Genomic DNA, 12,512 nt, shown 5'->3' on the forward strand with positions numbered 1-12,512 from the left:
GCCCCGAGCACAGTGTGCTCGGGGCTTTTCTAAATAAGAGCCTGACGATGATCCGGCCGGCGCTCCGGGACTCTCCATGGGGAGACCCCTTGTTTCCTTCAGCCCAACAAAAAACCCAGCCGGTTGGCTGGGTTTTCTGCGGTATAGGTGCCTGACGATGACCTACTCTCGCATGGGGAGACCCCACACTACCATCGGCGCGAAGCGGTTTCACTGCTGAGTTCGGCATGGGATCAGGTGGTTCACGCTTGCTATGGTCGTCAGGCGTAACTTTAAATGTACATCATGCTGTGTCTTGTGGCGTCTCTCTTACCAAGCCCTGTGTCGTAAACACTTGGCTCAGTGCGCGTATCCGGTTCTCTGAGTGCTCTCACACTCGTTCGTTATCATCACGACCAGACCCCTTGGGTGTTATAGGGTCAAGCCTCACGGGCCATTAGTACACGTTAGCTCAACACCTTGCAGCGCTTCCACACCGTGCCTATCAACCAGCTGGTCTCGCTGGGCCCTTCAGGAGGCTCTAGGCCTCAGGGATGTCTCATCTTGAAGGGGGCTTCCCGCTTAGATGCTTTCAGCGGTTATCCCGTCCGCACATAGCTACCCGGCAATGCCACTGGCGTGACAACCGGAACACCAGAGGTGCGTCCACTCCGGTCCTCTCGTACTAGGAGCAGCCCTTCTCAAACATCCAACGCCCACGGCAGATAGGGACCGAACTGTCTCACGACGTTCTAAACCCAGCTCGCGTACCACTTTAAATGGCGAACAGCCATACCCTTGGGACCGACTTCAGCCCCAGGATGTGATGAGCCGACATCGAGGTGCCAAACACCGCCGTCGATGTGAACTCTTGGGCGGTATCAGCCTGTTATCCCCGGAGTACCTTTTATCCGTTGAGCGATGGCCCTTCCATACAGAACCACCGGATCACTAGAACCTGCTTTCGCACCTGCTCGACGTGTCTGTCTCGCAGTCAAGCACCCTTATGCTCTTGCACTCATTGCACGATGTCCGACCGTGCTGAGGGTACCTTCGTGCTCCTCCGTTACGCTTTGGGAGGAGACCGCCCCAGTCAAACTACCCACCACACACTGTCCTCGATCCGGATAACGGACCTGAGTGAGAACGCCAATGATGCCAGGCTGGTATTTCAAGGTTGGCTCCACCCGAACTGGCGTCCGAGTTTCAAAGCCTCCCAGCTATCCTACACAGGCAACATCAGCGTCCAGTGTGAAGCTATAGTAAAGGTTCACGGGGTCTTTCCGTCTAGCCGCGGGTACACCGCATCTTCACGGCGATTTCAATTTCACTGAGTCTCGGGTGGAGACAGCGTGGCCATCATTACGCCATTCGTGCAGGTCGGAACTTACCCGACAAGGAATTTCGCTACCTTAGGACCGTTATAGTTACGGCCGCCGTTTACCGGGGCTTCAATCAAGAGCTTCGGACGAATCCTAACACCATCATTTAACCTTCCGGCACCGGGCAGGCGTCACACCCTATACGTCCGCTTGCGCGTTAGCAGAGTGCTGTGTTTTTAATAAACAGTTGCAGCCACCTGGTATCTTCGACCGGTTCTCGCTTAAGCCGCAAGGGCTCTCACAATACGCCGGCGTGCCTTCTCCCGAAGTTACGGCACCATTTTGCCTAGTTCCTTCACCCGAGTTCTCTCAAGCGCCTTGGGATTCTCACCCTGACCACCTGTGTCGGTTTGGGGTACGGTCGCACATGATCTGAAGCTTAGAGGCTTTTCCTGGAAGCGTGGCATCGATGACTTCAACACCGTGGTGTCTTCGTCTCGTCTCTCGGCCTTAAGGGTCCGGATTTACCTAAACCCTCAGCCTACGGACTTTCACCAGGACTACCAACGCCTGGCTCATCTAGCCTTCTTCGTCCCCCCATCGCAACCATGTCCGGTACGGGAATATTGACCCGTTTCCCATCGACTACGCCTTTCGGCCTCGCCTTAGGGGCCGACTCACTCTGCTCCGATTAGCGTCGAACAGAAACCCTTGGTCTTCCGGCGAGGGAGTTTTTCACTCCCTTTATCGTTACTCATGTCAGCATTCGCACTCGTGATACCTCCAGCAGACTTCTCAATCCACCTTCATCGGCGTACACGACGCTCCTCTACCGCGTGCCTGCATCCTTAAGCCTACTCTACTCATCCCCACCGAACTCGACGTTCGGGGAGCGCTTGAACGTCGCGTCGCGACGTTAAGCGAATAGTCTTAAGTGATGCAGGCACACCCGTAGCTTCGGTACCTGGTTTAGCCCCGTTACATCTTCCGCGCAGGCCGACTCGACTAGTGAGCTATTACGCTTTCTTTAAAGGATGGCTGCTTCTAAGCCAACCTCCTAGCTGTCTGAGCCTTCCCACATCGTTTCCCACTTAACCAGGATTTCGGGACCTTAGCTGACGGTCTGGGTTGTTTCCCTTTTCACAACGGACGTTAGCACCCGCTGTGTGTCTCCCACGCTCGCACTCACCGGTATTCGGAGTTTGCCTCGGGTTGGTAAGTCGGGATGACCCCCTAGCCGAAACAGTGCTCTACCCCCGGCGGTGATACGTGAGGCGCTACCTAAATAGCTTTCGAGGAGAACCAGCTATCTCCGAGCTTGATTAGCCTTTCACTCCGATCCACAAGTCATCCAAATCTTTTTCAACAGATCCTGGTTCGGGCCTCCAGTTGATGTTACTCAACCTTCACCCTGCTCATGGATAGATCGCTCGGTTTCGGGTCTATATCCAGCGACTGTGTCGCCCAGTTAAGACTCGGTTTCCCTACGGCTCCCCTATACGGTTAACCTCGCCACTGAATATAAGTCGCTGACCCATTATACAAAAGGTACGCAGTCACCCAACAAGTGGGCTCCTACTGCTTGTACGCACACGGTTTCAGGATCTATTTCACTCCCCTCTCCGGGGTTCTTTTCGCCTTTCCCTCACGGTACTGGTTCACTATCGGTCAGCCAGGAGTATTTAGCCTTGGAGGATGGTCCCCCCGTCTTCAGTCAAGGTTTCTCGTGCCCCGACCTACTCGATTTCACATGATCAGACTTTCGACTACGGGGCTATCACCCGCTACGGCCGCGCTTCCCAACGCATTCGCCTAATCAGTCACATGCTTAAGGGCTGGTCCCCGTTCGCTCGCCGCTACTAGGGGAATCTCGGTTGATTTCTTTTCCTCAGGGTACTTAGATGTTTCAGTTCCCCTGGTTCGCCTCCTGGCCCTATAGATTCAGGACAGGATACCGATCTTGTGATCGGTGGGTTTCCCCATTCAGAAATGCCCGGGTCACAGGTTGTTTGCCACCTCGCCGAGCCTTATCGCAGGCTTCCACGTCTTTCATCGCCTCTGGCTGCCTAGGCATCCACCGTGTGCGCTTCATTGCTTGACCCTATAACCCGAAGGAGTCTGGGGTTCGCAATGATAACGATTGCCGGATACGCTTGAGACGTATCACAAAACAATTACGTAGGAACGTGTTCAACACACGTTCCTGTCAGCATGATATACATTGTTAAAGAGCGACTGCTATGCGCAGTGATAAGCGTTTTCTTCACGTTAAAAAAAGAGAAAAGACCTTTCTTCTTTTCTTTCAATGTGAAAAAAGCATCCGCTTATCACTGCGTATCGGCAGCTATCTGATCAGGCAATTCATTGTGAGCGCTTACCGCGAGCATGATGCATCGTTTAAGGAGGTGATCCAGCCGCAGGTTCCCCTACGGCTACCTTGTTACGACTTCACCCCAGTCATGAACCACACCGTGGTGATCGCCCTCCAAAGTTAGGCTAACCACTTCTGGTGCAGTCCACTCCCATGGTGTGACGGGCGGTGTGTACAAGGCCCGGGAACGTATTCACCGTGACATTCTGATTCACGATTACTAGCGATTCCGACTTCACGGAGTCGAGTTGCAGACTCCGATCCGGACTGAGACCGGCTTTAAGGGATTCGCTGACTCTCGCGAGCTCGCCGCCCTCTGTACCGGCCATTGTAGCACGTGTGTAGCCCTACCCGTAAGGGCCATGATGACTTGACGTCGTCCCCACCTTCCTCCGGTTTGTCACCGGCAGTCTCCTTAGAGTTCCCGACATTACTCGCTGGCAAATAAGGACAAGGGTTGCGCTCGTTACGGGACTTAACCCAACATTTCACAACACGAGCTGACGACAGCCATGCAGCACCTGTCTCTGCGCTCCCGAAGGCACCAAGGTATCTCTACCAAGTTCGCAGGATGTCAAGGGTAGGTAAGGTTCTTCGCGTTGCATCGAATTAAACCACATGCTCCACCGCTTGTGCGGGCCCCCGTCAATTCATTTGAGTTTTAACCTTGCGGCCGTACTCCCCAGGCGGTCGACTTATCGCGTTAACTTCGCCACAAAGTGCGCTAGGCACCCAACGGCTGGTCGACATCGTTTACGGCGTGGACTACCAGGGTATCTAATCCTGTTTGCTACCCACGCTTTCGCACCTCAGTGTCAGTGTCAGTCCAGAAGGCCGCCTTCGCCACTGGTATTCCTCCCGATCTCTACGCATTTCACCGCTACACCGGGAATTCTACCTTCCTCTCCTGCACTCTAGCCTGATAGTTCCGGATGCCGTTCCCAGGTTGAGCCCGGGGCTTTCACAACCGGCTTATCAAGCCACCTACGCGCGCTTTACGCCCAGTAATTCCGATTAACGCTTGCACCCTCCGTATTACCGCGGCTGCTGGCACGGAGTTAGCCGGTGCTTCTTCTGCGAGTGATGTCTTTCCTGGCGGGTATTAACCACCAGGCGTTCTTCCTCGCTGAAAGTGCTTTACAACCCGAGGGCCTTCTTCACACACGCGGCATGGCTGGATCAGGGTTGCCCCCATTGTCCAATATTCCCCACTGCTGCCTCCCGTAGGAGTTCGGGCCGTGTCTCAGTCCCGATGTGGCTGATCATCCTCTCAGACCAGCTACGGATCGTCGCCTTGGTGAGCCGTTACCTCACCAACCAGCTAATCCGGCATAGGCTCATCCGATAGCGGGAGCCGAAGCCCCCTTTCTCCCGTAGGACGTATGCGGTATTAGCCTGGGTTTCCCCAGGTTATCCCCCACTACCGGGTAGATTCCTATGCATTACTCACCCGTCCGCCGCTCGTCAGCATCCAGCAAGCTGGATCTGTTACCGCTCGACTTGCATGTGTTAGGCCTGCCGCCAGCGTTCAATCTGAGCCATGATCAAACTCTTCAGTTTAAAATCATTGTGGTTCTTACTCACCACCCCAAAGGGCAGCAAAAGCGAACCAAACTTGGCTCAAGGGTCAAACGAATTCATTCAATATCGGCTTCGAAAAGCCGTAGTGCTTGAGTCGCTTGCCTTGATATTCGGTGATTTATCACCCTCATCGGCAAGCGCCCACATGAATTACCTGATCAAATTATTAAAGAGCGTTTCGCTTTACAAAACCGGCCAACCGGTGAACGGTTTGGCCTCAGCGAGGAAGACGTATTCTACGCACTTCCGGGTGGTTGTCAATGACTAATTGGCGCGAGGTGATGCAAACCCACTGTCACCATCAGCACCCTAACTCACTGACAAACCGAGGGTTTTAAACCCTTCTCACCGCTGGCAACGCTTGGCGTCCCCGGCAGCGGATGCGTACTTTACGGTGTCACCGCCGGGTTGGCAAGAGGCAGGGCGAAAAAATCCAACGCCACCCTGCTCTACTCTCATCAGCGCAAACTTCACTACTCATTATTGAGCGTGGCGCAATGCGCCTGACACTAGCGAATCCGAACTGAGGTCAGCAATACTCCGCGCTCCTGTCAGTGTCATGGCAACCCTCATTTCTTTTTCGAATAGCTCAAGCAAATGGGCGACGCCTGCCTCTCCAGCCGTGGCTAGCGCATAGATAAAAGCGCGGCCTATCAATGCCGTATCTGCCCCCATAGCAACCATTCTCACAACATCTAACCCGCTACGCACACCAGAATCGGCCAAAATAGTCAGATCGCCTTTAACGGCATCCGCTATAGCTGGTAAGGCTCGCGCAGTGGAAGGCACGCCATCAAGCTGACGACCACCATGGTTGGAGACAACAATGCCATCGGCGCCGAAACGGACCGCGTCTCGCGCATCCTCAGGGTCCAGGATGCCCTTGATGATCATCGGGCCATCCCAAAATTCACGAATCCACTCGAGGTCTTTCCATGAGATTGACGGATCAAAGTTATCACCAAGCCAAGCAATGTAGTCCTCAAGCTCCGTTGGCTTACCGCGATAATCAGAAACATTGCCCAAGTCATGAGGGCGACCATTAACACCCACGTCCCAGGCCCAAAAAGGGTGTGTTGCTGCTTGAAGCATGCGCTTCATCGGACCGTTCTTACCACTCATACCTGAGTGGGCATCGCGGTAGCGGGCGCCGGGAACCGGCATGTCGACGGTGAAAATCAGCGTCTTTACACCTGCTGCTTTAGCACGCTCTAAGACGTGCTTCATAAAGCCACGGTCTTTCAAAACGTAAAGCTGGAACCAGATGGGGCGTTCCACTGCCGCAGCCACCTCCGCAATCGGGCACACCGATACGGTGGAGAGAGTAAATGGAACGCCTTTCTTAGTGGCAGCACGCGCCGCCTGCACTTCACCGCGCCTTGCATACATCCCCGCCAGCCCAACAGGCGCCAGGGCAACAGGCATCGCCAGCTTTTCGCCAAACAGCTCAGTCTCCAGGGAAAGTGACGACATATCCTTTAGTACGCGCTGACGCAACGCAATATCGGCTAGATCATCGACATTACGCCGCAGGGTGTGCTCTGCATAGGCGCCACCATCAGCATAGTGGAAAAGAAACGGAGGAAGACGACGCTTGGCAGCCTTGCGGTAGTCCGTAGATGCTGAAATTATCATGGCGAGCCCTATGCAGCGGGTGTGCTATATGCTGGCACCCAAAACTAAAAATTGGTTTTACCAATTGACAAAAGTTCAGCACCAACATTAGTGAGGCAATCCAACAGTGTCAATTGATGATGCCGCCTGCAAGCTATTTACAGACCTATACTTTAGTCCAAATTAACAAACAGCCAGGCTCGCCACCCACCACTACTTCTGGAAGTTACTTGAGCTGAGTGGATAATCGTCTTAATATTGGTCTTACCAATTTATTTAAGGAGCTGTTAGATGAGCTACCCGCCGCTCCGCCAACAGCGTTTGGCCGATGTAATTACCGAGCGCTTAGAGGCCATGATCTTAGAAGGCAGCTTAAAACCCGGGCAGCGGCTACCGCCCGAGCGCGAGCTTGCCGAACGTTTTGGCGTATCACGCCCGTCATTAAGGGAAGCCATACAAAAATTGTCGGCTCACGGCTTATTGACCAGTCGTCAAGGCGGGGGCACTTTCGTCAATGATTCTCTCAATAGTGGGTATACCGACCCCTTATTAGAAATGCTCTCGAGACATAAAGAATTTCATTTAGATTTACTTGAGTTTCGGGATGCCATGGAGGGCATTTCGGCTTATTACGCAGCCCTGCGGTCTACGCCCGCCGATAAGGCAGTGCTCATACAGCGCTTTGAAGAGCTTGATGGCGGCTTTGTCGGTGCCGACCCTGCTCAAGAAGCGAAGCTAGATGCGGCCTTTCACCTATCGATTGCGGAAGCGGCACACAACGTCCTGCTGTTACATACTATTCGAGGCATTTTCCACCTTTTAGAGCAGAGCATTGTTGATAATTTAGCGCACCTCTTCGCCAAGCCTGACTCTCGTACACAGCTAATGAAGCAGCACCGCGCGCTGCTGGATGCGATCTTGGAAGGCCGAGCCGAGGATGCCCGCGCTCGCGCCCATGAACACTTGGTCTACGTAGAAGAAGGGCTATTGGAAATGGCAAGAGCCGAAACCCGCGCTCAGCGTGCGCTGCGCCGGGCCCAAGGGGCGAGCTCGGCACCGGCATGAAATTTTCTCCTTTACGCTGGCGATATCTATGGTTGATCGCGGTGCCGTTAGGCCTCGTCTTCTGTATGTGGCAAGCCGCGCTACTTGCCCGGGAGCAGGCACTGACCAACCTTCAGGAGGAAGCAGAAAACGAACTCCGCCTTTCCGCTGCCAACCTAAACGGCTATCTGTTGCGCTACGACTATCTGCCCCAGCTGCTGGCCACGCGCGAGGGTGTCCAGCGTTTCCTAGCGTCACCCAATCGCCAAGACCCCATGCCACTCAACTTACTGCTCGACCGTTTCCGTTTTACTTCGGGGGTATCTGACGTGTACCTCCTAGATCGGGATGCTGACACAGTCGCCGCCAGCAACTGGCACCGTCCAAACACTTTTATCGGACAAAATTACGCTTTTCGGAGCTATTACCGAGAGGCGATGGCAGGCGGGGAAGGACGTTTTTACGGACTTGGCCTTCAATCTCAGGAGCGCGGTTATTACTTTTCAGCGCCTGTGTGGCTAGATGACACCTCACCGGATGCACGTCCCGACGGCGTCCTTGTCATAAAAGTACTGCTCAACGACGTTGAGGAAAGCTGGGCGGAACAGGACTCAACGCTCTTTGTTACCGATGACGACAATATTATCTTTCTCGCCAGCCAGCCCGAACTGCGCATGAACGCGCTGTATCCACTTACCGAGGGGCAGCGGCAAGCGTTGCATGAGACAAAGCGCTATGGCCAAGAACCACTGACCCCATCAGGCATTCAGGTTCAAGACGTGCATGGTGCTCACAGCCAAATCGTAACCTTTCAAGAGGAGCCGCTCAGTGATGGGCACTACCTGAACCTGACCCGCGAAATCCCCGAGTTTGGCTGGCAAATGCATATTCTTAAGCCGCTTAGTCCGGTCGTGAACGCGCAGTGGATGGCTGCATTAATGGCCGGCGGCCTCTATGGAGTTGTCACTCTGGCTGCGGGTATTGGCTGGCAACGATTACGCCTCCGCCGTGAGCGCGAGACATTCGCCGAACGCGAGCGGCAAACCTTGGCCCGCGTACGCGATGAACTGGAAATGAGCGTTGAGCGACGCACCCGCGACCTCGTCGCCAGCAACCAACGCCTATCTGATGAAATAGACGAGCGTCGCCGTGCAGAAGCCAACCTGAGGCAAACCCAAGATGAATTAATTCAAGCAGCTAAGCTGGCGGTATTAGGTCAGCTCGCGGCTGGCATTAATCACGAGCTTAATCAACCGCTAGCGGCTATTCGCGCCTATAGCGAAAACGCCCGGCGTTTTATCGAACTTTCGAGAGTGGAGCAAGCGGACGCCAACCTAGAGCAAATTATTGAGCTCACCCAAAGGATGGCCGACATTAGCGCTCAACTACGCCAATTTTCCCGCAAAAGTAGCGACCGTCCTGAGACGATTTCCGTTCAAGCGTGTGCCGATTACGCATTACGCCTTTTCCAAAGCCGCCTTCGCGACGATCACGTTCGTGTCGAACAGCATTGGCCCGAGGATACGCTCTGGGTAAAGGCCGACCTAGTGCGTCTGGAGCAAGTACTGGTCAATTTAATTGGCAATGCGCTCCAGGCTATGAAAGAGACCGCTACGCCGCAACTTACGCTTAGTGCTCACGCCGAAAACCAACAGATCATCATTCGGGTTGCCGATAACGGCCCAGGCATTCCCCCTTCCTACCTTGAACAGGTTTTCGAGCCGTTTTTCACTACCAAAGCGCCCGGTAGCGGTTTAGGCTTAGGATTGTCCATTTCATCGCGTATCATGGATGATCTAGGTGGAAAGTTGCAGGCAGCTAACCTGCCCGATAGTGGCGCTTGCTTTACCATTATACTTCCTCTCGCGCCCGCGCCGCGAGCTACCCAGGAGATTCATTCCGATGCATGAGCCGTCGACGCTGCCGGTCATGGTGATTGACGACGAACCGCATCTGCGAATCACCGCCAGCCAGACCCTCGAACTTGCCGGTTATACACCGCACTGCTTTGAATCCGCTGAAGCGGCACTAGCGGCCTTACCCGTCAACTTTCCCGGCGTGATTGTCAGCGACATTCGCATGCCTGGCATGGATGGCATGACGCTGCTGCACGAACTCCATCGTCGCGACAGCACCCTGCCAATTATTTTGATTACCGGACATGGTGATATTTCAACCGCTGTTGAAGCCATGCGCGCCGGTGCCTGGGACTTTCTGGAAAAACCTTTCGCCGGCGAAGAACTGCTTGATGTAGTGCGTCGTGGCATCGAAACGCGCCAGCTCAGCCTGGAAAACAACCGCCTTAAAGCGGAGCTTGAAGCCCAGCAAGCGGCGCTCGGTCCGCGTTTGGTAGGTCGTACGCAGGTGATTTCACGGCTGGCGGCGATGATTCAGCGCATCAGCCAAGTAGAAGCTGACGTTTTGCTGTTTGGTGAAACTGGCACTGGCAAAGACCTCGTTGCCCGCGCTATTCACGAACGCAGCGCTCGGCGCAACCACCCCTTTATGGCAATTAACTGCGGCGCGGTTCCAGAAAACACCATCGAGTCTGAGCTATTCGGGCATGAGAAAGGGGCGTTTACCGGCGCCGTTGAGCGGCGAATCGGCAAATTCGAACACGCGAACGGGGGGACGGTGTTCTTGGATGAAATTGAATCCATGCCCCTCGCGCTGCAGGTTAAATTGCTGCGTGTACTGCAAGAACGTCATATTGAAAGGCTAGGCGCCAACGAAGCGGTACCCCTCGATATCCGCGTCATTGCCGCCACCAAAGTTGATCTCAAAGTAGCCGCCGAAGATGGTCGCTTTCGTGAAGACCTGTATTACCGACTCAACGTCGTCACCTTACCACTTCCGGCGCTCAGAGAGAGGCGTGAAGATATCCCGCTGCTGTTTCAGCACTTTGCCGTCGTGGCCGCCAACCGCAGTGGCCTGGAAGCACCCACCGTCGACAGCCACGGCGTCGCCAGCTTGCTGGCCCACGATTGGCCAGGTAACGTGCGCGAATTGCGTAATCTGGCCGAGCGCTATGTGTTGCTCGGTGCGGCCTTCGATTACCGGTTGGATGCACTGCTCGAAGGGGCCCAAGCAGATACCGAAGAACCCACCCTACCTCGCCAGGTCGAACTGTTCGAAAAAAGCCTGATCAGCCAGTCGCTATCTCGCTACCACGGCCGCGTCACTGAAGTTTGCCAGCACCTAGGCATTCCCCGCAAAACCTTCTACGACAAACTAAAAAAACACGGGTTACATGCTGACGACTACCGCCATAGTAGCGAACCCTGAGTTAATAGCTCGCCGAGCACGTTCCAGGGCGGAAGCCAAGGCCAGAGCGGTAACAAGGCAACCAGCATCAACATATTCGATAGCGGGCGACGGCAATCACCAAACTTCAACGCAGTGCCAAATGACCGCTTAAGCCGCGCACCTTCCAAATCGACGCTGTAAATTTCGTCCAACGTCAAGTGTACGATAAACCCAAGCCATACTGCCGCCCCATGCGACCAGGCAAGCCACGCAGGCTGTGATAGGAGTTGGAAGCTAACAGCAGTCGTCAACAGCGTACAAAGCAGACTCGCCAGCAACGAATGCCAAATACCGCGATGCACGGTGAACCGTGAAAAGGTGATGCCAGCAAAGTAGCGCACTGTGATGTATACCCCAGCGCACGCCATCAGCAACTGCCCCGCGGACAACCAGGGCTGCAGTATGAGTACGCCAAGGACCAGTGCGGGTATTGATAAAATATTAAAAATAAGCCGGATCGAGTGAGATCGATCCGCATCAATATCGGGCAAAATACCGCCAAACGCGGCCAGCGCCACCATCAGTAACGCTTGAGAAGGTGACCACCACTGCGCATGCCAGCCAGCATAAGCCAACAGCATACCGCCTGCGGTGGCCACCGTGAGGTGGGTGCGAAAATTCGCCATGGCGTGCTCGACCAGAAAACTGTATAAATTAACAGATTTATGGCCGATACAACACGCGTTATCAAGAAAAATAGAGGAAAAGAAGCGCTTAAGAAGCGTTTGGCTCGGCGAGGAACTTATCTTTTAATTTTACATAGTTACCCGCGGTATAAGGAAAGAATGCCCGCTCTTTGTCTTTCAGGGGGCGTAATGCTTTGGCTGGGTTACCCGCATAAACGTAGCCGCTTTCCAGATGCTTGCCCGGCGTTACCACCGCACCGGCGGCAATAATCACTTCATCTTCCACCACGGCGCCATCCATCACAATGGCTCCCATACCGACTAAAATGCGGCTGCCCAGCGTACAGCCATGCAGGATGGCTTTATGGCCAATGGTCACATCATCACCAACGGTGAGCGGGAAACCGTCGGGATTAAATTCGCTGGCATGGGTAATATGCAGCACACTGCCATCCTGAACGCTGGTACGCGCGCCAATACGAATACGGTGCATATCTCCACGGATGACCGTCATCGGCCACACAGAACTGTCATCACCCAACTCAACATCGCCAATCACTACGCTGGCCGAATCAATAAATACCCGTTTACCCAAACGCGGGGTCACATTGTCAAAGCTTCTCAAGGCGCTACTCATTGTCTCCTCCTCGCTCTCTATGAAGTGATAAC

Annotated in this window: 6 protein-coding genes and 3 rRNA genes; 3 read left to right on the forward strand and 6 right to left on the reverse strand. The window is 54.4% G+C overall.

Going from position 1 to position 12,512, the window contains the following annotated elements; genetic code table 11:
• Positions 1–149: 149 nt before the first annotated feature.
• The 4 genes from rrf to lldD all read right to left on the reverse strand — a co-directional run bounded on the left by rrf (position 150) and on the right by lldD (position 6,888).
• Positions 150–265, reverse strand: a 5S ribosomal RNA gene (gene rrf, locus CPH17_RS10290).
• 150 nt (positions 266–415) lie between these two features.
• Positions 416–3,402, reverse strand: a 23S ribosomal RNA gene (locus tag CPH17_RS10295).
• A gap of 297 nt (positions 3,403–3,699) precedes the next feature.
• Positions 3,700–5,232: ribosomal RNA gene (locus CPH17_RS10300) — 16S ribosomal RNA — on the reverse strand.
• Together the 16S, 23S and 5S rRNA genes form the textbook arrangement of a ribosomal RNA operon.
• 501 nt (positions 5,233–5,733) lie before the next feature.
• A complete protein-coding gene (gene lldD, locus CPH17_RS10305) occupies positions 5,734–6,888 on the reverse strand; it encodes an FMN-dependent L-lactate dehydrogenase LldD (RefSeq protein WP_074397643.1) in 1,155 nt (384 codons plus the stop codon).
• A gap of 270 nt (positions 6,889–7,158) precedes the next feature.
• Here lldD and CPH17_RS10310 point away from each other — a divergent pair, with 270 nt between their 5' ends.
• From CPH17_RS10310 to CPH17_RS10320, 3 genes are read left to right on the forward strand one after another with little or no spacing between them, the layout of a single operon-like run.
• Positions 7,159–7,932 carry a GntR family transcriptional regulator gene (locus tag CPH17_RS10310; protein ID WP_074397644.1) on the forward strand — a complete coding sequence of 258 codons (774 nt, stop codon included), beginning with the start codon at positions 7,159–7,161 and terminating at the stop codon, positions 7,930–7,932.
• Entirely contained in the window at positions 7,929–9,821 is a 1,893-nt protein-coding gene (locus tag CPH17_RS10315) for a sensor histidine kinase (protein WP_074397645.1), read from the forward strand. Before CPH17_RS10310 ends, CPH17_RS10315 begins: the two co-directional genes overlap by 4 nt.
• On the forward strand, positions 9,814–11,196 hold the full coding sequence (locus CPH17_RS10320; protein WP_074397646.1) for a sigma-54-dependent transcriptional regulator: 1,383 nt from the start codon (positions 9,814–9,816) through the stop codon (positions 11,194–11,196). Before CPH17_RS10315 ends, CPH17_RS10320 begins: the two co-directional genes overlap by 8 nt.
• Here CPH17_RS10320 and CPH17_RS10325 read toward each other — a convergent pair.
• Positions 11,172–11,843 carry a metal-dependent hydrolase gene (locus CPH17_RS10325; protein WP_074397647.1) on the reverse strand — a complete coding sequence of 224 codons (672 nt, stop codon included), beginning with the start codon at positions 11,841–11,843 and terminating at the stop codon, positions 11,172–11,174. The two genes, CPH17_RS10320 and CPH17_RS10325, sit on opposite strands and share 25 nt — an antisense overlap.
• Before the next feature lie 88 nt (positions 11,844–11,931).
• A complete protein-coding gene (locus tag CPH17_RS10330) occupies positions 11,932–12,480 on the reverse strand; it encodes a gamma carbonic anhydrase family protein (RefSeq protein WP_074397648.1) in 549 nt (182 codons plus the stop codon).
• Between the last annotated feature and the right edge of the window lie 32 nt (positions 12,481–12,512).

The sequence above is a fragment of the Halomonas sp. hl-4 genome (assembly GCF_900215475.1).
GTDB lineage: Bacteria > Pseudomonadota > Gammaproteobacteria > Pseudomonadales > Halomonadaceae > Vreelandella.

Coding starts and splice junctions, on each gene's coding strand:
- lldD (WP_074397643.1), bottom strand. CDS start 6,888: ATGATAATTTCAGCATCTACGGACTACCGCAAGGCTGCCAAGCGTCGT.
- CPH17_RS10320 (WP_074397646.1), top strand. CDS start 9,814: ATGCATGAGCCGTCGACGCTGCCGGTCATGGTGATTGACGACGAACCG.
- CPH17_RS10310 (WP_074397644.1), top strand. CDS start 7,159: ATGAGCTACCCGCCGCTCCGCCAACAGCGTTTGGCCGATGTAATTACC.
- CPH17_RS10325 (WP_074397647.1), bottom strand. CDS start 11,843: ATGGCGAATTTTCGCACCCACCTCACGGTGGCCACCGCAGGCGGTATG.
- CPH17_RS10315 (WP_074397645.1), top strand. CDS start 7,929: ATGAAATTTTCTCCTTTACGCTGGCGATATCTATGGTTGATCGCGGTG.
- CPH17_RS10330 (WP_074397648.1), bottom strand. CDS start 12,480: ATGAGTAGCGCCTTGAGAAGCTTTGACAATGTGACCCCGCGTTTGGGT.